The sequence below is a fragment of the Bradyrhizobium sp. SZCCT0153 genome, from assembly GCF_018129995.1.
Lineage (GTDB): Bacteria > Pseudomonadota > Alphaproteobacteria > Rhizobiales > Xanthobacteraceae > Bradyrhizobium > Bradyrhizobium japonicum_G.
The window spans coordinates 110,703-134,761 of record NZ_JAFCKS010000008.1; the positions used below are offsets into that span (position 1 = coordinate 110,703).

Consider the following 24,059-nt stretch of genomic DNA (forward strand, 5'->3'; position numbering starts at 1 on the left):
GCGCTACATCGTCAATCCGCCACGACCTTCACGCGATCGCGCACCTTCACCTGCGCGTTGCGATCGAGGCCGTTGAGCACGCGGAAACGCTCGGCGGGGTGATCGACGCCGGCCATGCGGTGGGAGAGCGATTCCACGGTGTCGCCGGGCTGCACGGTGATGACCTTGATGCGCAGCGGGCGCGCGGCCTGGATCTCGTCGAGGGTCAGGCGGCGGAACGAGTTGACGGTCTCGCGCGCGTTGCGCTCGCTTTCGGTCGACTTCTGCCGTGTCGCGAAGATGAAGCGGTAGACGTCGCTGCCGAAGCGCAGCGCATAGACCTTGAACTGCCACTGGTCGCCCTTGGCGGTCGCGGACGCGGCCGGGAAGCCGTTGATGGTGATGTCTTCCGTGGATGCCTTCTCGACGCCTTCCATCCAGCCCGAATTGAGGTAATCGCCGAGCGACTGCTCGGCCGGCACCCGCACCACGTCGAATCGCATCGCCTGCGAGCCGCCGTCGCGCACGCCGATCACGGCCTGTGCGGTATTGTCGAGCGTGAAATTGTCCGGCGCCTGGAAGGTGAAGCCGAGCTTGGGGTGCAGGAAACGCCGGCCGCGGACAAAACCTTCGCTGGGGTCTTCGCCATAGACGAGGTTGTCGATCGCGGCGAGATAGCTCTCGCGATCGCGCTCGCCACCTTCCGGGGCGACGTACTGCCGCGCGATGGTCTGCGCGTTCTGCACGCGCTCCGGGGTTGCCGGATGCGACGAGGTGAAATCCTGCGCGCGCGGATCGAGCGAGGACTTGCCGACCTTCAGCTCGGCATTGCGCTCCATCGCCGAAAGGAAGCGGGCGGCGCCATACGGGTCGAAATGCGCGCGCGCGGAAATGGCGACGCCGATGCCGTCGGCCTCGAACTCCTGGTTGCGCGAAAAGCTCGCCATGGTGAGCTTGGTCTTGGCGAGCGCGAGCGCGGTGAGGTCGGGGTCGTTGCTCATGTCGGTGACGACACGGGTGACGATAGCGGCCTGGCGCGCCTGATCCTCGCGCATCGCGGCGTGCTTGGACAGCACGTGCGCCATCTCGTGGCTGAGCACCGAGGACAATTCCGAGGTGTCGCTCGCAAGCGCAAGAAGTCCTCGCGTGACATAGAGCTGGCCGTTCGGTAGCGCGAAAGCGTTCACCGCGCCGGAATTGAGGATCGTGACCCTGTAGCCCTGGTCGGGACGGTCCGAGGCGGCAACCAGCCGGTCGACGGTTTTGCTGACGAGCGATTCGAGCCGGGGATCGTCATAGGTGCCGCCATAGCTCGCCAGGATGCGCTCGTGCTCCTTCTCGGTCGCGGGGGTCTGCGCCACGGCCGGCTTCGGCTTCGGCATGGCGACGGTCGGCGGGGTCGCCGCGGCCTGGAACCGGCCCATATCGCCGCAACCGGCAAGGGCTGAACCCAGCACGAGGCATAGCACGGCCGACGCAGCCCGCAGGCGGCGACCTTCACCCTTCCAGTGCTGTTCTGGCACCCCATTCACGTCGCTTAACCCGTGCCCGGCCTGCTTTAAGGCCTTACCCCAATAGGCTCGTTTGCGCCCAGCAATTCAACCTGTCCCAAGAGACGCAGGTCGATTCGCGGCCCCGTGTTCCCCTCAACCCAGCCCCGAACGCGAATACGTCTATTTTCCAGGGACTTAAGGTTGATGCCCACGCTTTCGAACGCCGGTAACGTGCGTCTTGAAATAGTCACGGCAAAGCCGCGTGTCCAGTTCCGTCCGAAGTTGAGGTAGGTCACTGCCCCAGCTTGCCGGACCGACAGGACTTTGCCCTCGACCACCGTAAAACGCCCGATCCCCGCCAAAATATCGTCCGGACTTTCCGCGTTTTTTATGGCCGACGGGTCAGCCCAGTTGCCCTTTTTTTGACGCCGTGCCTCGGCCTCCGACGACATCAGGGCGGCCGCACAGTCCTTGTCGGTGACTTCGGCGGAGACGATGGCGTCGCCTTGGGCCAACAGCATCGCCTGTACCGAAGTCTCGCTTTCGCCGATGAAGACCAGCGCCCCCTGCCGGCCGTAGCGGTCTGGTGTGTCGTCAGCGCTCCTCAGAATCACGTCGCGGCCGCCGAGCAGCAAGGTCAGTGCCGGCTTCGTCCCCGCCGTGGACTCGATGCCGGTGAGGCGGATTTCGCGGCCGTCGTCGAGACGGACACTGCGTGCGTCGACGATGGCTGCGACACGGCCTTCGCCTTGGGACTCGAACTGGCACGGGCTCGCGAAGGCGCTGTGCCCCGCGACGAGAAAAATTGCGATGATGAGGTGAGGCCGTTGCGTCACGTGACCCGGAGAGGTTGCGTTGAGCGTCACTTTTAACTCAAGCGTGGCTGCGCGCGAAGGGGCTTCGTCGCACTCCGTCATTGCGAGTGCAGCGAAAGACCGTCTCCGTGGAAGGACTCTGGATTGTTTCGCTGCGCTCGCAATGACGTGGAAACATTTATCCGCACCAAGCCATTCCGTTTTGCGGAAAACGCGTGATGCAAGGGCGACCTGCGTCGCAGCTCGCGCTTGCTGCCCTCCCGCGCATGCGGCATGATCGCGGCAACAAGTTCAACCAAGAGCAATAACCAAGCCGCCATCAGAGTACGGCGCGATAAGGGAGGTCTTTTTCGATGAAGCATATTTTGTCGGGCATTTTTGCCGCAGCGTTTGCCCTGAGTGCGAGCGCCGTGCAGGCCCAGGACAAGCCGCCGCTGAAGATCGGCGGCATCCTCGACATGTCGAGCCTCTATGCCGACATCACCGGCCCCGGCAGCGAGACCGCCGCCAAGATGGCCGTTGAAGACTTTGGCGGCGAGGTGCTCGGCCGCAAGATCCAGGTGCTGGCCGCCGACCATCAGAACAAGGCCGATCTCTCCGCCAACATCGCCCGCGACATGCTCGATAACCAGGGCGTCGAGATGATCTACGACGTCGCGGCTTCCGCGACGGCGCTGGCCGCCGGCGAGATCGCGAAGGCGCGCAACAAGATCATCATGTTCAACGGCCCGGGCTCGATCCGTCTCACCAACGAGGCCTGCGGTCCTTACACCGTCCACTACGTGTTCGACACCTACGGCCAGGCCAACGTGACCGGCCTTGCCGCCGTGAAGTCGGGCCTCGACACCTGGTTCTTCCTCACCGCCGACTACGCCTTCGGCCAGGATCTGGAGAAGGACACCAGCGCCGTCGTCACCAAGACCGGCGGCAAGGTGCTCGGCAGCGTGCGCCATCCGCTCAACACGTCGGACTTCTCGTCGTTCCTGCTTCAGGCCCAGGCCTCCAAGGCCAAGGTGATCGGGCTGGCCAACGCCGGCGGCGACACCGTCAACGCCATCAAGCAGGCGGCCGAGTTCGGCATCACCAAGGGCGGCCAGAAGGTCTCGCCGCTGCTCGCCTTCGTCACCGACATCGACTCGATCGGGCTGGAGACGGCGCAGGGCCTGTTGCTGGCGGAAGCCTTCTACTGGGATCTCAATGACGACACCCGCGCATTCTCGAAGCGCTTTCAGGAGCGCATGAAGCGGCCGCCGACCTCCGCGCAGGCCGGCGTCTACTCCTCCGTGACTCATTACCTGAAGGCGGTGAAGGCGGCCGGCACGACGGACTCCGCAGCCGTCATGAAAGTGATGAAGGAGACGCCGATCAACGACTTCTTCGCCAAGAACGGCAAGATCCGCGAGGACGGCCGCATGGTCCACGACATGTACCTGTTCGAGGTGAAGAAGCCGTCGGAATCCAAGGGCCGCTGGGACGATTACAAGCTTCTCGCCACTGTGCCCGGCAGCGAAGCGTTCCAGTCGCTGGAGCAGTCGCGCTGTCCGCTGGTGAAGAAATAAAGACCGTCATTGCGAGCAGCGAAGCGACGAAGCAATCCGGACTGTCTCCGCGGAAACATCTCTGGATTGTTCGCTTCCGCCTCCGCTCTTCGAGCTTCGGCGGACAAGTCGCTCGCAATGACCAGTGTGGCGATAGACCGAACAAAACAACGAAGGGAGACGCCTCCATGAGTAACGACATGGTCCTGCAAAAGCTCGAAGGCGGGCTGCTTACCATCACCATGAATCGCCCGGAGCGGAAGAACGCGCTCAACCCCGAGATGGTCGCCGGATTGGTCGAGGCGGCGCGGCGCGCCGCAGACGATCCGGAGGTGCGCGCGGTGCTGTTCAAGGGCGCCGGCGGCTCCTTCTGCGTCGGCGGCGACGTCAAGTCGATGGCGGCAGGGCGCGCGCCGCTGCCGTTCGAGCAGAAGCTTGCGAATTTGCGCCGCGGCATGGAGGTCTCGCGCATCCTGCACCAGATGCCGAAACCCGTGGTGGCGCAGCTCGACGGCGCGGCGGCCGGCGCCGGCCTCTCTATGGCGCTGTCCTGTGACCTGCGCATCGCCTCCGAATCCTGCAAGATCACGACCGCCTTCGCCAAAGTCGGCTTCTCAGGCGATTACGGCGGCACCTATTTCCTCACCCAGCTGCTCGGCAGCGCGCGGGCACGCGAGCTCTATCTGATGTCGCCGGTGCTCACGGCGAAGGAGGCCCATGCGATCGGCATGGTGACGAAGGTCGTACCCGACGCCGAGATCGACGCCGCCGCGCACGAGCTCGCGCTGTCGCTGGCGCAGGGGCCCTCGATCGCGCTCGGCTTCATCAAGCGCAACATCAACAATGCCGAGCATCTGGCGCTGGAGGATTGCTTCGACGGCGAGGCGATCCACCACACCCGCTGCAGCGACACCGAGGACCACAAGGAGGCTGCAAAAGCCTTCGTCGAGAAACGCAAGCCGGCCTTCAAGGGCGCATGACGATGGCGCCCTATATCCGGCTGCGGCAGATCTGTCTGGTCGCGCCGCAGCTCGCACCCGTGATCTCCGATATCGCGGAAATCATGGGCCTCGCCGTCTGTTACCGCGACGGCAACGTTGCGAAATACGGCCTGGAGAACGCGCTGCTCCCGGTCGACACGATCCTGCTGGAGGTGGTGGCACCGTTCAAGGACGGCACCACGGCCGGCCGCTTCATCGAGAAGTCCGGCGGCCGCGGCGGTTACATGGCGATCTTCTGCTGCAATGATCCTGACGAACGCGGCCGCAACGCCAATGCGATGGGCGTGCGCACCGCGAACGTCATCGACCACGCGCCCTATCACGGCGTGCAGCTCCACCCCCGTGACTGCCGCGCCGCCTTCATCGAGTTCAACCACACCGAAGGCAGTGACGACATTCTGGGTGCTTATCCTCCTGCGGGACCCGATTGGCAGAAGTTCATTCGCAAGGACGTGACGCAGGCGCTGATCTGCGTTGAGATGCAGAGTCCGGATCCGCAAGGGCTGGCTGAGCATTGGGGCAGGATCATCGGCGTTGCGCCGAGCCACGATGCCGAATTGAAGCTGCCCAACGCGACCTTCCGTTTCGTCAAGGGCGCCAGCGAGATCATGAGCGCGCTTGAGTTTCGGGTGGCCGATGTCGCGCGCGTGCTGCATGCGGCGAGGGCGAAGGGGCTCGCGGTTGCGGGGAGCGAGTTCCTGCTCGGCGGTGTGACGTTCCGGATCGCGGCTTGAGCTCTTGACTTCGTCGCTGCGCAGGGATGGCGGATAAACATAAGAGCAGGGATTCAACATGCCGCATCCGCTCGACAGCTTCTTCGCACCCGCCAGCATCGCGTTGATCGGCGCCTCGCGCGATCACGAGAAGATTCCGGGCCGGCTGCTCGCGATGCTGCGAAAGAACGAATATCCCGGCAGAATCTACCCGGTAAACCCCAACTACGCGGAGATCGACGGGCTCACCTGCTTCAAGTCGGTCGCCGAGATCGGCGTGCCGATCGATCTCGCCGTCATCGTCATCCCCGCCCGCGCGGTCCTTCCCGCGCTCGAGCAATGCGCCGCCGCCCGCGTGAAGAACGCCGTGATCATCTCCTCCGGCTTTGCCGAGGAGGGCGGCGACAGCGCAGCGATGCAGGATTCGATCGCAACGCTGGCCAAACGCACGGGCATGCGAATTTCCGGTCCGAACGCCGAGGGCTTTTTCAGCCAGATGCAGCGCGTGGCGGCAACGTTCAGTCCTGCCGTGGACGTCAAGCCGGGCGTGGTGCCGCTCGTCGCGACGGCGAAGCGGATCGGCATCGTCGCGCAGAGCGGCGGCATCGGCTTTGCTTATTATCACCGTGCGAGGGCGATCGGCGTCGCCGTGAGCTATGTCGTCAGCACCGGCAATGAATCCGATCTCGGCGCCGGCGAATTTCTGGATTATCTGGTGCAGGACGCTTCGACGGATGTGATCCTGCTCTTCATCGAAGGCATCCGCGACGTCGACAAATTCCTTGCCGCTGCACGGCGGGCAGCTGAGCTGAAGAAGCCTGTCATCGTCACCAAGGTCGGGCGCTCCGGCGCAGGTCAGCGCGCGGCGGCGTCGCACACCGCTAGCATGGCCGGCTGGTCGGCGGCCTATGATGCGGTGTTTGCCAAATATGGCCTGATTGTTTCCAACGATCTCGACGAAGCGCTGACGATCGCCGCGGTGCTCGCCAGCAATCCCCTGCCGAAGGGCGATCGCGTTGCCGTCGTCACGGTCTCCGGCGGTGCGGGCATCTGGGGCGCGGATGCTGTGGCCCTTCAAGGCTTGCGGGTGCCGGAGCTCTCAGAGCCGATCCAGGCGGGGATCAAGCAGCTGATGCCGTCCTACGGCACCGCGCGCAATCCGATCGACGTGACCGCACAGGGCGTGACCTCGGGTGGCCTGCAGAAGAGCGTCGATCTGCTCACCGCCTGCGACGAAGTCGATGCGATCCTGGTCGTGCTGTCGCTCTCGAGCGAGGTGCGCAAGCCGTTCAAAGAGGAAGAGCTGACGCCGGCGCTGGCAGCGCAGCACAAGCCGGTGGTGTTCTATTCCTACACCGTGCCGTCCGATTTCGCGCGGCGCGAGCTCGCCAGATCCGGCGTGGTGGTGCTCACGGGCCTGACTCATGTCGGAGTCGCGATGCGGCAACTCGTCGACTATGCCAGCTTCAAGCTGCCGAGGCCCGCGGACGAGGCGCGGCCGCCGGCGCACGATCTTTCGGCATATTTCAAGTCGCCCGCGCTGTCCGAGGCCGACAGCAAGGCGTTGCTCCGCACCGCCGGCATCACGCTGCCGGATGAGGTGCTGGTGGAGGACAAGGGCGGGCTCGACGAAGCCGTCGCCCGCGTCGGCTTTCCGCTGGTGATGAAGATCCAGTCGCCGGATATCGCGCACAAGAGCGAGGTCGGCGGCGTGCGCGTCAACATCACGACGAAGGGCGAGGTGTTCCTGGTCTTTGAGGCCCTGCTCGACAATGCGCGCAAGCATCGGCCGGAGGCGGCGATCCAGGGCGTGCTGGTCGGTCCGATGGCGAGGCGGGGCGTCGAGATCATCGTCGGGACGATGACGGACGAGACGTTCGGGCCGGTGGTGATGGTCGGCCTCGGCGGCATCACCACGGAACTGTTCCGCGATGTCGTCTACCGCCCGGCGCCGGTAAGCGCGGTGGAGGCGGACGCGATGCTAAACGCCTTGAAGGCCGCGCCGCTGCTGAGCGGCTTTCGCGGGGTGGCCAAGGCGGATGTCGCGGCACTGGCGCAACTGATCGCCGACGTCTCGGTGCTGGCAGCCCGCCATGCGGCCGAGATCGCGGAGATCGAGCTCAATCCAGTGCTGGTGCATCCGGAGGGGCAGGGTGTGACGATCGTGGATGCGCTGGTGGTGGGGTGGAAATAGCGAGCAACAAGCAAAACTGTCAACCCGGCGAAGGCCGGGACGACCCCAGAGTATGCGGCGATGGCGGAGCCACGCGGCGAAGCGCAAACTTAATCACCGTCCCTTGAAATTCGCTGCGCGCCGCTCTTCCGTGGCCTTCACGCCTTCCTTGAAATCTTCGGTCGCGCGCAGGCGGGTCTGTTCGGCGAGCTCGTGGTTGGTTGCTGCCATGACGCGGTCGGCGAGGCCGGCGCGCATCGTGGCACGGGTGGAGAGGAGGCCGAGCGGGGAGCATTCGGCGATCTCGCCCGCGAGCTTCATCGCGGCTGATTTCACCTGGTCCTGCGGCACCAGCTCGTTGGCGAGGCCCCATTTGACGGCTTCTTCGCCGGTGACGCGGCGGCTGGTGTAGAACATCAGCTCGGCGTTGTTCTTGCCGATCAGTTCCGGCAGCGTCGTCGTCAGGCCGAAGCCGGGATGAAAGCCGAGCTTGGTGAAATTCGCGGAGAAGCGCGCTTCTGGGCAGGTGACGCGGAAGTCCGCGGAGACCGCAAGCCCGAGGCCACCGCCGATGGCCGCGCCCTGCACGGCGGCGACGATCGGCTTCTTGGCGCGGAAGATACGCACGGCCTGGATGTAGAGATGGTTGATCGGGCCGAGATTGTCGGCTGGATCGCCCTTCTTCTCGGCTTCGCGCGCCTCCTGCGCCTGCCGCGCCGGATCACCGAAATTGGCGCCGGCGCAGAACGCCTTGCCTTGTGCCGACAGCACTGAGCTGCGGATCTCGATGTCGCGGTCGAATTCGTCGAGCGCGTCCGCGATCTGGTTGATCAGCGAGATGTCGAAGAAGTTGAGCGGCGGGCGACGGATCTCGATGGTGCCGACGTGGCCGACTTTCTCGACGCCGATATCTTGATAGGTGCTCATGATGTCCTCGATTGAATTAGCGCAAACCAAGCCCGCGGGCGATGATGCCGCGCAGCACTTCGGTGGTGCCGCCCTGGATCGTGAGTTTCGGCGCGGTCTTGATGGCGAAATCGAGCTGTCGCTCCAGCGTCTCGCGGTTGGTCGCGGTCTCCTCGACGAACGCCGCCAGATCGCGGACGCGGTGCGGAAGCTGCTGCTCCCAGACCGTGCCGATGTCCTTGACGATTGAAGCTTCCACCACGGGCTCCTTGCCGGCCTGCAGCATGCCGGCGACCGAGACCGACATGCGGCGCATGGTGTGGAGCTGCGCGACCAGGCGGCCGATGCCTTCGGCGCTGCGCGTGTCTGGATTCGGACCGACCGCGCGGACCAGCTCGGTCAGCACGTAGTAAGTCTCCAGAAAACGCTCGGGGCCCGAACGCTCATAGGCAAGCTCTGATGTCGCCTGCTTCCAGGCGCCGTCGACCTCGCCGAGCACGTGATCGTCGGGCACGAAGAAGTCGGTGAAGACGACTTCGTTGAACTCGTACTGGCCGGTGATCTGGCCGATCGGGTTCACCTGGATGCCCGGCTGCTTCATCTTGACCAGGAACTGCGTCAGGCCGTGACGGCGGTTCTCCTTGGTCGGCGGCGAGGTGCGGAAGATCGCGATCATGTAGTCGGCGATGTGCGCCGACGACGTCCAGATCTTGGTGCCGTTGATGAGATAGCCGCCGTCGGTCTTGGTCGCGCGCGTTTTTGCCGCGAACAGGTCCGAGCCGGAGTTCGGCTCGCTCATGCCGATCGCAAAGCAGATCTCGCCGCGGCAGATGCGCGGCAGGATGTCCATCTTGATGTGCTCAGGCGCGTATTTGATCAGCACCGGTCCGCTCTGGCGGTCGGCGACGAAGAACCGTCGCGTCGGTGCGTTGGCGACGCGCATCTCCTCGGTCACGACGTAACGCTCGAGGAACGAGCGCTCCTGGCCGCCATACTTCTTCGGCCAGGTCATGCCGAGCCAGCCCTTGGCGCCGACCCGGCGGGAAAATTCCGGCGCGTCGGTGTCCTCGCGGTTGGGCTTGTGCGGATCGAAGGTGCCGGCGGCGATTTCCTCGGCAAGGAACGCGCGCACCTCCTTGCGCAATTGCTCGCACTTCTCGGGCAGGCGGATCGGATCGAAACGAAGGGCAGCGGTCATTGTTGTCTCGTCCCCTGATCAGCGCGAAGCCACGAGCGGCCACAATTCGTCGGCGCCGCGATTGGCAATGAGCTTGCCGAGCTCGACGGCCCAGTGGCTCTCCGAACCGAAATCGTCGCGCCAGGCCAGCGCCCGCAACGAATAGCGGTGCAGGATGTGCTCCAAGGTGAAGCCGATCGCGCCATGCACCTGATGCGCGATGGCGCCGCCTTTTTCGGCCGCTTCCGCGCAGCGGATCTTGGCCGAAGCGGCTTCGAGATAGACCTCGTCGTCGAACGTCCTTGCGTTGGCAATGGCGTCGGCGGCGGAGGTCGCGGCGGCAAGCGCGGCGGCGGACTCACCGGCAAGACGGGCGAGATTGTGCTGCACCGCCTGGAACTTCGAGATCTTCTTCTCGAACGCGACGCGCTCGTTGGAGTAGCGCACGGAGATGTCGAGCATCGCCTCCAGCGCGCCCGCGATCTGAAGGCTGCGCGCGACGCCGCCCATCAGCATCATTGTGGTCTGGTCAAAACCCTTCGGCGCGGGCCTGAGGGTGACGGGCTGGACCTTGTCGAGCGTGACGGTGTCGCTGTGGTCGTAGCCGACATTGAGTCCGGATTCGATCCGGCCCTTGCTCGCATCGACCAGCGCGATCGAGGCGCCGTCCCTGCCGTGCGCCAGCACAGCAAAGTGCTTGGCCGCTTTCGCAAACGGCACGCCGCGGGCGCGGCCGGAGAGCGAGCCGTCGGCGGCGAGCGTGATGCGATCCTTCGGGGATGCCGGCAGCACCGTCATCTCGCCCTCGGGAGAAGCAATTTTCGCCTGCGCCAGCAGCCAGCCCGCTAGCATGGTCTCGGCCAGGGGAACCGCGACCGCGAAGCGGCCGGCGGCGTTGAGAAGCGCAAAGCCGTCGGCAAGGCTCGCGCCGGAGCCGCCGAGATCGTCGGGCACCCAGGACAATGGCAGGCCGGCTTCGCTCAGCGCCTGCCACAACGGCGCCTGCCACGAATCCTTCCTGTCGTTGTTGATGGTTTGCGGATCGGCGAGATCGGCGAAGATTTTCTCCGCGGTCTCGACGACGATATTGTCACTCTCCGCCACAGCGTTCCCCGTGTTTTGCCATTGGCGCGTCCGGCCCGGCGGGCGAGGCGCGCAGGTTCTTCTTGCGCCCGATGATCCGAAAAAGCCATGGCCCTGACAAGCGTTGATCGCAGGTCAACCTGCGGCGCGGGCATGGGCGCAACAACCGATCTGGACTAATTCCGCTTAGCGGAGTTTGCTCGATTTGCAGGGCGCGGCAAACTCGCTAAACAGGGCCAGCAACTTAATAACGGGGAAGGAAATCCGGATGGCAAAAGACAGTCTGTGCGCAATCGTGACGGGGTCCGCCTCCGGCCTGGGCGCTGCGACCGCGGAAATTCTCGCACGAAGCGGGGCGCGGCTCGTGATCAACTATTCGTCCAGCCAGAAGGAGGCCGAGGTGACGGCAGAGCTCTGCCGCAAGGCGGGCGCGGCCGAGGTGCTGGTCGCCCAGGGCGACGTCTCGAAGGATGACGATTGCCGCAGGATCGTTGCGGCCGCAAGCGGCTGGGGCAGGCTCGACGTGCTCGTCAACAATGCCGGTACGACCAAGCATGTCGCTCATGCCGATCTCGACGGATTGTCGGCGGACGATTTCCAGCGTCTCTACGGCGTCAATACCATCGGCCCGTTTCAGATGGTGCGCGCCGCCCGCAGCCTGCTCGAGGCGGGTGCGAAGGCTTCGGAGCGGCCGTCCGCCGTGGTCAACATATCCTCGGTTGCCGGCATCAGCGGCGTCGGCTCGTCGATCGCCTATGCCGCTAGCAAGGGCGCGCTCAACACCATGACGCTGTCGCTGTCGCGCGCGCTGGCGCCGCTGATCCGCGTCAACACCGTGTGTCCCGGCTATATCGATACGCCCTGGTTCACCAAGGGCCGCGGCGAGGCACAGGCCAAGCAGGTCCGCGACAGCGTGGTGGCGAAGGTGCCGCTGAAGGTTGCGTCATCCGCTGGAGACATCGCCCAGCTGGTCTGCTTCCTGGCGATGCCGGCCTCCAGCAACATGACCGGCGAGGTCGTGCGCATGGACGCGGGGATGCATTTGGTTACGTGAACTTGTCATTGCGAGCAAAGCGAAGCAATCCAGGCGGCCTCCGAGGCAACATTCAAGGCAACATTCTGGATCGCTTCGTCGCAAGAGCTCCTCGCAATGATGTTGAGGAGGCAGATGAGCCTCCTCACGCGACGGTTAGCGCCGTCACCCCTTGATCACGCCGCTGGCCACCAGGCGGTGCCAGATGAACAGCACCACCACCGCGCCGATCGTGGCCATGATGAAACCGGCGCCCTGGTCCGGGCCGTAATGCCCGATCGCCTGGCCGATGAAAGTTGCGAGAAACGCCCCGCCGATGCCGAGGATGGTGGTGAGGATGAAGCCGCTCGGGTTGTTCGGTCCCGGCGCGAGCCAGCGCGCGATGAGGCCGGCGATGAAGCCGACGACGATGATCCACAACAGGCCGCCGAAACTCATGACAGTGCTTCCCTTCCCGAGAACGCGTAGATCACAATTTGACTAGATTCTGCCCGAGATCTCGTTCTCGGTCGGCAGCCGCCCGTCCGGCGTCAGATGGTCGACCACCTGCGGCAGGTACTGGCTGAGGCCGGAGAGCAGTTCCTCGCGCGACAGGCCGCTCTGGGCGGACAGGCTCTCGATCTGGTCGGCGCCGAGCGCCTTGGCGAGATCGCCGGGCGCGATCGCCTTGTTCTCACCCTTGCCGACCCAGGTGCTTGCGGTCTCGCCATGGCCGCCCTGCTGGAGCTGGTTGAGGAGATCACCGAGCCCGCCGCTGAGCACGCTGCCGGCCGCGCCGCCCGCGAGCAGGCCGCCAAGGCCGCCCTTCAAGAGGTCACCGAGGCCGCCGCTTCCGCCAAGTGCTCCTCCGAGGCCACCACCTGGGCCTGCATTCACCGGCGGGGGGAGCTGCGTCGGCGTCGGGGACGGCTGTGGCGCGCTGCCGGACTGGTTGGCTGTCAGATGCTTGAAAGCCTTCCAGGCGAGCAGGCCGAGGAGCGCCATGGTCATCGGCGACATGCCGCCGGAGGATTTCTCAGAACTTGGCGTGCTCGGGCCGCGCGGGCCGTTCTGCATTCCGTTGAGGACGTCGAGCAAACCCATGGCGTTCTCCTGCCGATAACAAGCCCCGTTCAAAAACATATGAGGCTCTCATGACGGTTACAAGGCGATTGCACCGCAACCGTTCCATGGGCAGGCGGCCTCGCCTCTGCTATCGAAGGCGGGTCGTTCAGGGAGCAAGGTCTGGTGGTTACGGATCGATCGATCGTGGTGGCCGGCGCGGGCGCCATCGGCTGTTTCGCCGGCGGCATGCTGGCGGCCGGCGGCCGCCGCGTCGCGCTGCTGGTGCGGCCGCGGGTCAAGACCGAGATCGAGCGGTTCGGCCTGCTTCTGACCGATTTCGACGGCTCCGGGAAGAAGCTGGAGGAGGGCCAGTTCGCGCTGTCGGAAGATCCCGCGATCTTCCACAGCGCCGGCATCGTGCTGGTCACGGTGAAGAGCGCCGACACCGCCGAAGTGGCGGATCAGATCGCGCAGCATGCGCCGCAGGACGCCGTCATCGTCTCCCTGCAAAACGGTGTCGGCAATGTCGCGGTGCTGCGCGAACGCCTTGGCGACCGGCGCGTGCTCGCCGGCATGGTGCCTTTCAACGTCATCGCGATGGGCGAGGGCCGTTTCCACCGTTCGACCTCCGGCGACATCCATATTGGCGAGGACGCGGACAATACGGCTGCCGCGCTGTCGGTGCCGGGGCTCACCCTGCGCGCGAGCCGCGACATCGCCGGCGTGCAATGGGGCAAGCTGATCATCAACCTGAACAACGCGCTCAGCGCCTTGTCCGACATGCCGCTCGCCGCGCAACTGGCGAACCGCGACTGGCGAAAGCTGTTCGCCGACCAGATGGCGGAGGGGCTGGCTGCGATGAAGGCCGCCGGCATCAATCCGGTTTCGGCGACGCCGATCCCGATGAGGTGGACGCCGACCTTGCTGCGGCTGCCCGACATGATCTTCAACGCGATCCTGGGACGCACGATGAAGATCGATCCGGAGGCGCGCTCCTCGATGTGGCAGGATCTGAAGCAGGGCCGCAGGACCGAAATCGACTATCTCCAGGGCGCAGTCATCGCGCTCGCGGAGCAGAACAACATCGACGTGCCGCTGATGCGCCGCATTGTTGCGCTGATCAAGGAAGCTGAAGTCGCGGGCAAGGGTCCGCCCGGGCTGACACCGCAACAGATACGCGGGTAGCGCATGAGTGCGAGGGAGGAACGCGATGAGGCGTTGTTTGATGATCGGGCTCGCGCTGGCCGGGCTCTGCTGCGGATCGACGCTCGCCTTTGCGAGGCCGCCGACGGTCATGAATTCTCCCGGCTATGACAGGCGATTGCAGGAGAGCAGGTCGCAGTTGGGCAGTTCACCGGCGACGGCGCCAACGAATGCGCCGGTCGTGACTCCCAAGCGCAGCAAGAAGAAGCATCCGAACTGAGAATGTAGGTGCGAATCTACATCCAACCCGTCATTGCGAGCGCAGCGACGCAATCCAGAATCCCTCCGCGGAAAAAATCTGGATTGCGTCGCTGCGCTCGCAATGACGGTTGTGGCTGGCTCAGCCCTTCTTCGCGGGCTTGCTCGGCGTCGGGTTGAACAGCTTCTTCAACTCGTTCAATCCATCCGAAAGCCGCGGCCATTCGCAGGAGAACGAGCCCTTGATGCAGGGCGCGCCTTTCGGCCGCGGCCGCGTCTCGCCGACCGCAGCCTGCAGCACCTTCGGCCGCTCGACCGGGACCGGCACGCGCGCGACCTCGGTGCGCAGCGCGATCTGCTGGAGCTGCTGCGCCTGTTGTTCCTGCTGCTCGCGCTGCTGGCGCGCGGTGGCCCGGGCCGCCTCATTGCTGCGGCGCTGATTGGCGAGATAGGCGGTATAGGATTCGTCGATCTTCTTCTGCTCCTCCGGCGTCGGATTGGGGCCGGCGATGTCGAAGGTGCGGTCCTGGAGGAAGTCGTAATAGGAATAGCCGCCGCCTGTCTTGCGCCGGCCGGCGAACTTCGCGTTGCAGTCGGCGAGCGCGGATGTCTTTTCGGCCTTGGTCGCGGCCTTCTCGGCGGCGTCGGCGCATTCCTCGAAGTCGACCGGCGCGCGCTTCCACCATTGCGCATGGGCATGCGACGTCGTCAGCAGGGAAAATCCTGCTGCGGCAACGACAAGCGCCGCACGACGCGATGCAACTGCGTTCGACATTCTACGAGAGCATTCCTTGCAAAACTCAACCCGAACTGAGTCGAGCCGGATTTTTGCCCCTTTATCGCCGGCTTGTCACCCATGGAACCCGGGAATTTCATGGCTGCAATGCTGACATTTTTTGCTTGACGTGGCCCGGGAGTCACAGCCGAGCGGCATGGGATGCGCTTAGACTTTTATCGATTTGAATTCGAAGGGGAATGTTCGTCATGAGAGCGCTGGCCTGTCTCGCTGCAATCGCGCTGACGCTCGTGTCCAGCCATGCGTTCGCAGCCGACGAGGATGCGCCCAACCGCAAGCCCGTGAGAGCGATCGCCGACGCGCGGCTCCCGGTCGGCGGCCAGGGCATGCTGCCGCTCTATCTCTCCAGCGACTGGTCGCTGCCGCTGCCGGCGATCTCGCGCGCGATCATCGTGCTGCACGGGCGCCTGCGCAATGCCGATGAATATTATATCTCGGCCCATTCCGCGCAGATCGCAGCGGGCGACGACGGCAAGAGCGCGCTCATGATCGTGCCGCAGTTCCTGGCAGAGATCGATGTCGACGCGCACAAGCTGCCTGCGGACACGCTGCGCTGGTCGCTGGAGGGATGGGAGGGTGGCGATGCCGCGCTGGCGCCGAACCCGGTGTCGTCCTTCGAGGCGCTCGATGCGATCCTGGCAAAACTCTCGGACCGGCGCATTTTCCCGAACCTGAAACAGGTCGTGGTCGCCGGCCATTCCGGCGGCGGCCAGGTCGCGCAGCGCTACGCCATCGCCGGCAAGGGCGAGGCGGCGCTGTCGCGCCAGCACATCGAAGTGCGCTACGTCGTCGCCAATCCTTCGTCCTACGCCTATTTCAGCAATGCGCGGCCCGTACCGGCCATCGCCGCATCCTGCGCGGGCTTCAACAATTGGAAATACGGCATGGACGCGCGCCCGCCCTATCTCGCGGACGCGACACCGGCCGCGCTCGAGCAGCGATATGTCGATCGCGAGGTGATCTACCTGCTTGGCACCCTCGACACCAATCCGAAACATTCCGCGCTGGACAAGAGCTGCATGGCCGAAGCGCAGGGGCCGTATCGCTACGCCCGCGGCCATGCCTATGTCGATGCGATGGCCAAGCGCGACCACGGCACGCCCAATCACAAGGTATGGGACGTGGCCGGCGTCGGGCATGACGGCGACAAGATGCTGACGTCCAAATGCGGCCTTGCGGCGCTGTTCGATAGTCCGGGTTGCGGTGCAGAGCATTGATGCGGATGTCTTGAAGGTCTCCGTCTCGAAGGCTTGGTTCTCGAAGGCTTGCGTCTTGAAGGCTTGCGTCTTGAAGGGTTGGCCCCGGCTGTTACACTTCATCCCGTGATCGCCTCGCCCTGGGGCGACGCCAAGAAGACGAAGTGGAAACGCCTGATGCTGCTGCCCCTGTCCGATGTGCCGCGCTGGTACGCCGAGCGCAAGCCGCAAGGCACGATCGCCGTCCGTCACGGGCAGGACACGCTGACATGGGACGAGCTCGAGCGCGGCGCCAACCGGCGCGCGCGGGCGTTTGCCGCCAAGGGCGTCAAGCCCGGCGACTTCGTCGCGATTGGTTTGCCCAACGGCAATGCGTTCTTCGAGACATATTTCCTCAACAATGACGGCAAGGACGCCACCTATCACTATCTCGGCGCCGAGCCGAAGCGCCTGGCCAACGGCTGGGAATCGCTCGGCGATATCGGCAGGCTGGATGCGGAAGGCTACCTCTATCTCGGCGACCGGCTCGCCGACATGATGCTGCGCGGCGGCGCCAACATCTATCCGGCCGAGGTCGAGGCCGCGGTCTCCGAGTGTCCCGGCGTGCGCTCCTGCGTGGTGGTGGGACTGCCCGATCCGGAATTGGGCCAGCGCGTGCATGCCATCATCGAGCCGGAGCCCGGCGCGGACGGTCAGGCCATCGCCGACGGCATGGCGGACTTTTTGAAGGACAGGCTCAGCCGCTACAAGCACCCGGAGAGTTTCGAGATCGTCGGCGCCCCGCCGCGCGATGATTCCGGAAAAGTCCGCCGCACGCTGTTGCGCGACGAGCGCGCAGCGTGGATGAAGGAAGGGCGCGCCTTCCGGATCATGCCGGCGAAAGCGAGGGCGCACGCCGAATAATAAGGATTCCTGGATATGACGATCACGATCGCAACGAACAGCGTGCCGAAGCCGCCCGCCGAGATCATCGAGGGCTTTCGCGGTGCGCCAACCTCGGTCATTTCAGACAATCTCGCCCGGCTGCCGGGCGCGGTGGGGCTGAAGCCCTATCATCGCGGCGGCAAGCTGGTGGGCACGGCCTTCACCGTGCGCACCCGTCCCGGCGACAATCTCGCCATCCACCGTGCGCTCGAGCTGGTCGGTCCGGGTGACGTCATCGTGGTCGATGGCGGCGGCGACGAGACGCGGGCGCTGGTCGGCGAGATCATGAAGAACATCGCGCAATGGCGCAAAGCGGAAGGCTATGTGATTGATGGCGCGATCCGCGACGTCGCGGCCTTCGCCGGCGACGATTTTCCCTGCTACGCCCGCGCGGTGATCCACCGCGGGCCGTACAAGAACGGCCCCGGCGAGATCAACGTGCCGGTCTCTGTCGGTGGTAGCGTGATCTCGCCCGGCGACATCGTGGTCGGCGACGAGGATGGCGTGGTGTCGTTTCCCGCGGCCGGCGCGGCGGCGCTGCTGGAAGCGGTCCGCGCCCAGGTCGCGCGTGAGGAAGAGACGCTGAAGGCGATCCGCGAGGGCCGCTACCAGGGCTCGTATGGAAAATCCTGACAAGACCGAAACGAAGGGGAGAGTAGCGTGAGCCAGAAGGACGAATTCCACAATATCGATAATCCCGGCGACGGGCTGTTTCGCGAACTCGCCGCGGGGGTGACCACGCGCATCTTCTCCGGCGAGCAGGCGATGCTGTCGGTGGTGACGCTGGCGCCGCATGCGCAGGGCACCCTGCATCATCATCCCGAGGAGCAATGGGGCGTGCTGCTCGACGGCTCCGCCATCCGCGTCCAGGGCGAGGAGGAGATTGCCGTGAAGAAGGGCGATTTCTGGCGCACGCCCGGCAACGTGCCGCACACCATGCGCGCCGGGCCCGACGGCGCCCGCGTGCTGGACATCTTCAGTCCGCCGCGGCCAGAATACAAAAAAGCGGGGTCGGGTTTCGGGACGACCTAAGCGCCAAAGAGCAAAAGCCGGGCGCAGCACACCCAAGGGAGGGGACCATGACGATCACACGACGCACGCTGCTGGCCGCGCCGGCCATCCTCGCAATCGCACCGGCGGCGGCGCAAGCCGGCAAGATCACGCTGGTGGTGCCGTTTCCACCAGGGGGATCGACCGATGCGATGGCGCGGTTGCTCCAGAGCCATCTGCAAACGAAGCTCAACCGCATCGTCATTGTCGAGAACAAGTCGGGCGCCGCCGGCGCGCTCGGCGCGGCGCAAGTCGCCAAGAGCCCGCCGGACGGCTCGACGTTCCTGGTGACCTTCGATTCCCACGCGGTGATCCCGTCCATCCTCGACAAGCCGCCCGTCGATGTCGAGCGCGAGCTGATGCCGGTCTTGCTGATCGGTACCGCGCCTTACGTGATCGCGGCGGGTGCGGGCCGTCCCTACAAGAGCTTTGCCGACGTGGTGGCAGCCTGCAAGGCAATCCCGGGTGCGGTGAAATACGCCTCCGTCGGTATCGGCACGCTCGGCCATCTCGCCATGACCGTGCTCGGCAACAGGGCCGGCGTCGAGATCATGCACGTGCCTTATCGCGGCGGCGGCCCGGCCATGAACGACGTGCTCGGCGGCCATGTCGACCTGATCGCGGGATCGGCGGCGCTGGTCGCAGCCCAGCTCGGCACCAACATGCTGCGTCCGATCCTGCAGCTCGGTCGCGAGCGGCTGCCGGGCCTGCCGGATACGCAGACCGCGATCGAGGCGGGCTTTCCGGACTTCGAGACACTGGCCTGGTGGGGCATCTTCGCCCCCGCAGGCACACCGCCCGACATCGTCTCCGCCATGGCGACGGCGTCCAGGGAGATCCTGAGCGAGCCCGCGACCGCCGCCCAGCTCAAGGAGACGCAGCAGATGACGTTGCTGCTCGAGGACGGCCCCGCCTTCAAGACGTTCTTCGACAAGCAGGTCGCCACTTGGGGCAAGGTGGTGAAGGACAACAATATCAAGGCGTAGAGGCCGCCGGCAGATATCCGCATTCGGCCGAGCGAAGGGCTTCCGGTCCCGCTACCGCTTTGGTATGTACAGCTCCAGGTAACCTGCCAGCCGGCGGGTTCCGCGGTCCCGTAGCTCAGCCGGATAGAGCGGCGGTTTCCTAAACCGTAGGTCGCATGTTCGAGTCATGCCGGGATCGCCATTTTGTCATGGGTAATGGCCGCCATTTGGCAGGCCCTCCGGCGCAGGAATTGCTAGAAGCAACAGACTTCCTTCCTGGCCTCGCCGACCTGTCGGCCGTGCCTCACTGCCCCATCCGGAGACCATGATGCCTTTCGACCTGATCCTGCGCGGCGGCCGTGTGGTCGACCCGTCCCAGAAGCTCGACGCCGTGACGGATGTCGCATTTTCGGGCGGCAAGGTGGCTGCCGTGGGCGCCGGGCTCAAGGCTGATCCGGGCACCGACGTGCGCGATGTCTCGCAGCTCATCGTGACGCCGGGACTGATCGATCTTCACACCCATGTCTATTGGGGTGGCACCTCGCTCGGAATCGACGCCGAGGAGTTCTGCCGTCTCTCCGGCGTCACCACGGCCGTGGACACCGGCAGCGCCGGGCCCGGCAATTTCGCCGGTTTCCGCAAGCATGTGATCGAGCCGAGCCAGGTCCGCATCCTCGCTTACCTGCACGTCTCGCATGCCGGCATCTTCGGCTTCTCGCACCGGATCATGGTTGGCGAGAGCGAGGAGCTGCGGCTGATGAATCCGATCGAGGCGGCCAAGGTCGCGGATGCCAATCGCGACCTCATCGTCGGCATCAAGGTCCGCGTGGGCTTGCATTCCTCGGGCACGTCGGGGGCCGTGCCGCTCGACATCGCACTGGAAGTCGCGAACGAGGTCGGCATGCCGCTGATGGCGCATATCGACCATCCGCCGCCGAGCTATGAGGAGGTGCTGGCGCGCCTGCGTCCCGGCGACGTGCTCACCCATGCGTTCCGCCCCTTCCCCAACACGCCCGCGACCGCGCAGGGCACGGTGAAGCGTGCGGTGCTGGACGCGCGCGAGCGCGGCGTGCTGTTCGACATCGGCCACGGCAAGGGTTCGTTCGCCTTCAAGACCGCGCGCGCCATGCTCGCCAACGGCTTTTATCCGGACACCATCTCGTCCGACATCCATCAGCTCTGCATCGACGGTCCGGCCTTCGACCAGGTGACGACCATGTCGAAATTCCTGTGCATGGGCATGGAGCTGTCCGACGTGGTCGCCGCCTCGACGGTGAACGCGGCAATGGCGCTGCGGCGTCCCGAGCTCGGCAGCCTCAAGCCGGGCAGCGTCGGCGACGCCACGTTGATCTCGGTCAGCCGAGGCCAGTTCGACTATGAGGACGTCGTCGGCGAGCACCTGATCGGTGACCGCAAGATCGTCTCCGAGGGCGTCGTCATCGGCGGCCGCTGGTGGCACCCGAATTGAGCGGATCAGGCTTGCTCGAGATAGAATTGCAGCAGCCGCGCGCCCGCTGGCGAGAGCCAGTCGGGGGCGCCGGTGATGTAACCCTCGACGTGATTGCTTGCGCCGACCAGATAGGTCACGGGCATGCCGACGAGCGTGAAGACCGAGGCTGAGGCTTCCGCCGTCGTGCCATACGCATCGACGTAGCAGGTCAGGGTTTGCACGGCGAGACCGCCGAGGAACGCGCGGATCTTGTGCAGGTCCTTCGTGTCGGTGCAGATCGCGACGACGTCGAGCCGGTCCGGCCGCGATCCCGCCAGGCTTGCTAGCACAGGCAGATCGAGCCGGCAGGCCGCGCACCACGTGGCCCAGAAATTGACGAGCGTGATCCGCCCCTGCCGCGCCGTCAGCACGACGTCTTTTCCATGCAGGTCCTGTAGCCCGAGCTGCGGCATCGTTGCGCGAGGCCGCACGACGGTAAACTGGCTGCGGCCGGCCTCGAACACCGGCGGCCAGGCGGGATCGTCGCCCTGCGCGCGGCTTGGACATGGAGGGGCGAGGATCGCCGGCGCCGCCATCAGCAGCGTTCGCCTGGACAGTGTCATGCCGGGTGCACGAGGCCTCTCACGCATGGATATAGGCCCAGCCCTCGAGTTGCAGATCGACCACGCGGCCGATACCGAAGGGGACGAGGCTGGCACCAGATATCAGCGGAATCGAGACCCGCTCCTTGGCTTCCGCGATCGCCTTTGACGACGCGCACATGCTGTAGTTGAGGTTGGGCAGCGACTGCCGCAGCGTCGCGAGCGGCTCGACCAGCGGGGTCTTGTCCGCCCGGAAGACGTCGATGCCCTTTCCGTTGGCGACGACCTCGATCAGCAGTCTCGCACCCCTGTCGGCAAAATGCCTTGCGAGGTTGGCCGAGTAGCTGATCGCATGCCCCATGACATAGGGCTCGTTGCTGTCGATCAGGATCACGACGCCCTCAATGAGGCGATCCTCCTTGGCCGCGGCGATGCCGCCGGCCGTGAGGGTCGACGCGCCGGCGAGCAGGCCTCTGCGGGACCATCCGTTGGCGGAGGTCATGGCCGGGCTGTCCTGCCGCTCAAAATTGTCGAGCCGCGATCGGCGCCTTGCGGCCGCGTCCCCACAGCACGAACAGGCTGAGCGCGAGCAGGATGACGTTGAGCGGCGTGACCGGCGCCTCGCCGCGCGAGATGTGGAAGGCGAGCGCAAGCACCTGCAACACCGTGCAGCCCAGCGCGGCCAGCACCGTCAGCCGCGGCAGGATCCGCGTCAGCGCCGGAAGCAGGATGCCGATCCCGCCGGCAAGGTCGATCAGCCCGATGCATCGGACGAACGTTTCGGAATACTGCCCGGCCCAGGGCATCATCGCGGCAAGCTCGGGAATGGACGTCAGCAGCTTCACCAGCCCGGCCGAGGTGAAGACCAGGAAGATCAGGCCCTGTGCGGTCCAGAGGCCGATGCGAAGGGCGCGGTCGGGTGAGGCAGTCTCGAAGGCGGTGGTGGACACGTTGGTTCTCCAAAATTTGAGGGTTGCCACTATTTGATAGTTTCCTCGCATTTGATCATTATGCGCTCCGGGATTGGTTCATTTCCGTGGTGTTGATGATCTCATGGATTCTCTCGTCAGTATGAGGGTGTTTTGCCTGGTCGCCGAGCTGAAGAGCTTCGCGACCGCGGCACAGCGCCTGCGCATCTCGCCTGCCATGGCGAGCAAGCATGTGATGCAGCTCGAGAAGCGGCTGGGGACGCGGCTGCTCAACCGCACCAGCCGGCGCGTCAGCCTGAGCGAGAGCGGGGTGCTCTATTTCGAGCAGGCGCGGCAGATGCTCGACTCGCTCGACGAGGTCGAGGCTGCCGTCAGCAATGCGACCGTCGTTCCGCACGGTACGCTGCGGCTGACCGCGCCGGTGTGGATGGCGAATGCGATGTTCGCGGGCGTGCTGGCGAACTACCAGGCCCGCTATCCGGACGTGCGGCTCGACGTCGATCTCGGCGGGCGGATGGTCAATCTGGTCGAGGAGGGATTCGATCTCGCCCTGCGCGCGACCGGCGCACCCGACGAGGCGCTGATCGCGCGTCCCATCACCAAGGTGGCCTTCCATATGGTCGGTGCGCCGGCCTATCTCGATCGCGCGGGGCGCCCGACCAAGCCGGCCGATCTCGCCGGCCGATCCCTGCTGCACTATGCACTTTACCCGGGCGAAAGCTTTTCCTTTGCAGGCGAGCACGGCACCGAGACCGTCAAGCTCAATCCGGTGCTGCGCAGTGGCAACGAAACGCTGCTGCACATGGCTGCGCTGGAAGGCATGGGCCTCGCCTTCCTGCCGAAATGGCTGGTCGCCGAAGACATTGCCGCTGGCCGCCTCGAGCATGTCATGCCCGGGCAGGTCCTTTTCGAAGGAAAGCTTTTCGCGGTCTATCCCAGCCGCAAATATCTCTCCGCGAAGGTGCGGACTTTCATCGACTTCGTCGCCGCCGACAGGCGGATGAGGTGAGTGGCGACGGCGGCCGCGCGATCAATCGCCTGGAACGGCTCAGTCGCGGCCTGCTTCCATGATCGCCTTGGCGAGGCGCGCCGGATCCGAGAAGCACAGTTCGTGGCTGCCCGGCACCTGCACCAGGCGGAACAGGCCGAGCTTCTCCGACAGGCGTGGGTGCCACGGGTAGCCGTGCGGCAGCGCGGTGTCTTCCGTGCAGTTGATGTAGGATTTTGCCGGCTGCATTCCCGCCGGATTGGTCTTCAGCGCGATCTTGTCACTGAAGGTCTTCAGCGGATGCGGATTGAGGATGTCATAGGCGCGCTGCGCCAGCTCGAGATCGGCGTCGTTGATGAAGGCCTCGCGCCAGATCGGGAAGGGCAGCACCACCGAGCCGTCGCCGCGCTCGGCCGCGATCATGTCGAACAGTCCGACATAGTGCGGCGGCACCATGTCGTTGAGCGATTCGCCATCGTTGGGCACGAAGGCGTTCCAGTAGACCAGCCGGCGGATACGCTCGGGCACGAGGTCGGCTACGCCGGTGATGACCATGCCGCCATAGGAGTGACCGAGCAGGATCACTTCCGTCAGATTGTTCTCGGCGAGATAGTCGGCGATGGACTGGATCGCCTCCTTCAGTCCCGTCGTCTTGGCATCGCCCGGGCGGTTGCCCTTGATCGTCGGGAGGTAGACCTGATGGCCGGCGGCCCGGATCGGCGCTGCGACCGGTTCGAGCTCGGCACCGGTGTGCCAGGCGCCGTGAACGAGAACGTAGGTCGACATGTTGTGGCTCCCTCGGAAGGCTGGTTAGATCGGCGGGG

General features: G+C 65.3%; 26 protein-coding genes and 1 tRNA gene. 15 read left to right on the top strand and 12 right to left on the bottom strand.

The annotated features are described in order from the left end of the window. Positions 1-11: 11 nt before the first annotated feature. Both JQ572_RS28655 and JQ572_RS28660 read right to left on the bottom strand, forming a co-directional pair. A complete protein-coding gene (locus tag JQ572_RS28655; RefSeq protein WP_479683959.1) occupies positions 12-1,511 on the bottom strand; it encodes a M48 family metalloprotease in 1,500 nt (499 codons plus the stop codon). 26 nt (positions 1,512-1,537) lie between these two features. Beyond that, positions 1,538-2,389 (bottom strand): thermonuclease family protein, encoded by an 852-nt coding sequence (locus JQ572_RS28660; RefSeq protein WP_211386178.1) that lies wholly within the window; start codon positions 2,387-2,389, stop codon positions 1,538-1,540. Positions 2,390-2,640: 251 nt separating this feature from the next. On the opposite strand from JQ572_RS28660, the gene JQ572_RS28665 reads away from it, so the two are divergent. From JQ572_RS28665 to JQ572_RS28680, 4 genes are all read left to right on the top strand, one after another. Next, positions 2,641-3,846 carry an ABC transporter substrate-binding protein gene (locus JQ572_RS28665; RefSeq protein ID WP_211386179.1) on the top strand — a complete coding sequence of 402 codons (1,206 nt, stop codon included), beginning with the start codon at positions 2,641-2,643 and terminating at the stop codon, positions 3,844-3,846. A gap of 167 nt (positions 3,847-4,013) precedes the next feature. Beyond that, on the top strand, positions 4,014-4,805 hold the full coding sequence (locus JQ572_RS28670; protein WP_211386180.1) for an enoyl-CoA hydratase: 792 nt from the start codon (positions 4,014-4,016) through the stop codon (positions 4,803-4,805). Between the two features lie 2 nt (positions 4,806-4,807). Next, positions 4,808-5,560, top strand: a complete 753-nt coding sequence (locus JQ572_RS28675) for a VOC family protein (RefSeq protein WP_211386181.1) — start codon at positions 4,808-4,810, stop codon at positions 5,558-5,560. Positions 5,561-5,618: 58 nt separating this feature from the next. Next, a complete protein-coding gene (locus tag JQ572_RS28680) occupies positions 5,619-7,733 on the top strand; it encodes an acetate--CoA ligase family protein (protein WP_211386182.1) in 2,115 nt (704 codons plus the stop codon). 93 nt (positions 7,734-7,826) lie between these two features. Here JQ572_RS28680 and JQ572_RS28685 read toward each other — a convergent pair whose 3' ends face one another. The 3 genes from JQ572_RS28685 to JQ572_RS28695 are packed head-to-tail and all read right to left on the bottom strand — an operon-like array spanning position 7,827 to position 10,899. After that, positions 7,827-8,639 carry an enoyl-CoA hydratase/isomerase family protein gene (locus JQ572_RS28685; RefSeq protein WP_211386183.1) on the bottom strand — a complete coding sequence of 271 codons (813 nt, stop codon included), beginning with the start codon at positions 8,637-8,639 and terminating at the stop codon, positions 7,827-7,829. A 16-nt stretch (positions 8,640-8,655) separates the two neighbouring features. After that, entirely contained in the window at positions 8,656-9,816 is a 1,161-nt protein-coding gene (locus JQ572_RS28690) for an acyl-CoA dehydrogenase family protein (RefSeq protein ID WP_211386184.1), read from the bottom strand. Between the two features lie 18 nt (positions 9,817-9,834). Then, positions 9,835-10,899, bottom strand: coding sequence for an acyl-CoA dehydrogenase family protein (locus JQ572_RS28695; RefSeq protein ID WP_211386185.1), 1,065 nt, complete (start codon positions 10,897-10,899; stop codon positions 9,835-9,837). A gap of 247 nt (positions 10,900-11,146) precedes the next feature. On the opposite strand from JQ572_RS28695, the gene JQ572_RS28700 reads away from it, so the two are divergent. After that, positions 11,147-11,932, top strand: coding sequence for an SDR family NAD(P)-dependent oxidoreductase (locus tag JQ572_RS28700; RefSeq protein ID WP_211386186.1), 786 nt, complete (start codon positions 11,147-11,149; stop codon positions 11,930-11,932). A 144-nt stretch (positions 11,933-12,076) separates the two neighbouring features. Here JQ572_RS28700 and JQ572_RS28705 read toward each other — a convergent pair whose 3' ends face one another. Together JQ572_RS28705 and JQ572_RS28710 are read right to left on the bottom strand one after the other, a co-directional pair. Then, positions 12,077-12,349 carry a GlsB/YeaQ/YmgE family stress response membrane protein gene (locus JQ572_RS28705; RefSeq protein WP_211386187.1) on the bottom strand — a complete coding sequence of 91 codons (273 nt, stop codon included), beginning with the start codon at positions 12,347-12,349 and terminating at the stop codon, positions 12,077-12,079. 42 nt (positions 12,350-12,391) lie between these two features. After that, a complete protein-coding gene (locus JQ572_RS28710) occupies positions 12,392-12,994 on the bottom strand; it encodes a YidB family protein (RefSeq protein WP_211386188.1) in 603 nt (200 codons plus the stop codon). Positions 12,995-13,138: 144 nt separating this feature from the next. Between JQ572_RS28710 and JQ572_RS28715 the strand changes: the two genes are divergently transcribed. Next, a complete protein-coding gene (locus tag JQ572_RS28715) occupies positions 13,139-14,140 on the top strand; it encodes a 2-dehydropantoate 2-reductase (protein WP_211386189.1) in 1,002 nt (333 codons plus the stop codon). 25 nt (positions 14,141-14,165) lie between these two features. Then, positions 14,166-14,378 (top strand): hypothetical protein, encoded by a 213-nt coding sequence (locus JQ572_RS28720; protein WP_211386190.1) that lies wholly within the window; start codon positions 14,166-14,168, stop codon positions 14,376-14,378. A 120-nt stretch (positions 14,379-14,498) separates the two neighbouring features. Here the strand turns inward: JQ572_RS28720 and JQ572_RS28725 are convergent, their stop codons facing one another. Then, the gene (locus tag JQ572_RS28725) at positions 14,499-15,131 is read right to left on the bottom strand and encodes a hypothetical protein (RefSeq protein WP_211386191.1); all 633 of its coding nucleotides are present in this window, start codon (positions 15,129-15,131) and stop codon (positions 14,499-14,501) included. A gap of 209 nt (positions 15,132-15,340) precedes the next feature. Between JQ572_RS28725 and JQ572_RS28730 the strand changes: the two genes are divergently transcribed. The 7 genes from JQ572_RS28730 to JQ572_RS28760 all read left to right on the top strand — a co-directional run bounded on the left by JQ572_RS28730 (position 15,341) and on the right by JQ572_RS28760 (position 20,755). Next, a complete protein-coding gene (locus tag JQ572_RS28730) occupies positions 15,341-16,369 on the top strand; it encodes an alpha/beta hydrolase (protein WP_211386297.1) in 1,029 nt (342 codons plus the stop codon). 156 nt (positions 16,370-16,525) lie between these two features. Continuing rightward, entirely contained in the window at positions 16,526-17,251 is a 726-nt protein-coding gene (locus JQ572_RS28735; protein ID WP_211386192.1) for an AMP-binding enzyme, read from the top strand. Between the two features lie 15 nt (positions 17,252-17,266). Continuing rightward, positions 17,267-17,905 (top strand): RraA family protein, encoded by a 639-nt coding sequence (locus JQ572_RS28740; RefSeq protein WP_211386193.1) that lies wholly within the window; start codon positions 17,267-17,269, stop codon positions 17,903-17,905. 27 nt (positions 17,906-17,932) lie between these two features. Continuing rightward, positions 17,933-18,304, top strand: a complete 372-nt coding sequence (locus JQ572_RS28745; protein WP_211386194.1) for a dimethylsulfonioproprionate lyase family protein — start codon at positions 17,933-17,935, stop codon at positions 18,302-18,304. 47 nt (positions 18,305-18,351) lie between these two features. Then, positions 18,352-19,308 (top strand): tripartite tricarboxylate transporter substrate-binding protein, encoded by a 957-nt coding sequence (locus tag JQ572_RS28750; protein ID WP_211386195.1) that lies wholly within the window; start codon positions 18,352-18,354, stop codon positions 19,306-19,308. A gap of 104 nt (positions 19,309-19,412) precedes the next feature. Further along, a tRNA-Arg gene (locus JQ572_RS28755) sits at positions 19,413-19,489 on the top strand. 126 nt (positions 19,490-19,615) lie between these two features. Further along, on the top strand, positions 19,616-20,755 hold the full coding sequence (locus tag JQ572_RS28760; RefSeq protein ID WP_211386196.1) for an amidohydrolase/deacetylase family metallohydrolase: 1,140 nt from the start codon (positions 19,616-19,618) through the stop codon (positions 20,753-20,755). Between the two features lie 5 nt (positions 20,756-20,760). Here the strand turns inward: JQ572_RS28760 and JQ572_RS28765 are convergent, their stop codons facing one another. Genes JQ572_RS28765 through JQ572_RS28775 form a run of 3 tightly spaced genes read right to left on the bottom strand, consistent with a single transcriptional unit; the run spans position 20,761 to position 22,268 of the window. After that, positions 20,761-21,339 (bottom strand): TlpA disulfide reductase family protein, encoded by a 579-nt coding sequence (locus JQ572_RS28765; protein ID WP_249129464.1) that lies wholly within the window; start codon positions 21,337-21,339, stop codon positions 20,761-20,763. 19 nt (positions 21,340-21,358) lie between these two features. Beyond that, positions 21,359-21,820: a DsrE family protein gene (locus JQ572_RS28770; protein WP_211386198.1), complete on the bottom strand. Its 462-nt coding sequence runs from the start codon at positions 21,818-21,820 to the stop codon at positions 21,359-21,361. A 19-nt stretch (positions 21,821-21,839) separates the two neighbouring features. Then, complete coding sequence (locus tag JQ572_RS28775) at positions 21,840-22,268, bottom strand: DoxX family protein (RefSeq protein WP_349643115.1); 429 nt, start codon at positions 22,266-22,268, stop codon at positions 21,840-21,842. Positions 22,269-22,371: 103 nt separating this feature from the next. On the opposite strand from JQ572_RS28775, the gene JQ572_RS28780 reads away from it, so the two are divergent. Beyond that, complete coding sequence (locus JQ572_RS28780; protein WP_211386200.1) at positions 22,372-23,256, top strand: LysR family transcriptional regulator; 885 nt, start codon at positions 22,372-22,374, stop codon at positions 23,254-23,256. A 39-nt stretch (positions 23,257-23,295) separates the two neighbouring features. On the opposite strand, the gene JQ572_RS28785 is transcribed toward JQ572_RS28780, so the two are convergent. Beyond that, complete coding sequence (locus tag JQ572_RS28785; RefSeq protein ID WP_211386201.1) at positions 23,296-24,021, bottom strand: alpha/beta hydrolase; 726 nt, start codon at positions 24,019-24,021, stop codon at positions 23,296-23,298. Between the last annotated feature and the right edge of the window lie 38 nt (positions 24,022-24,059).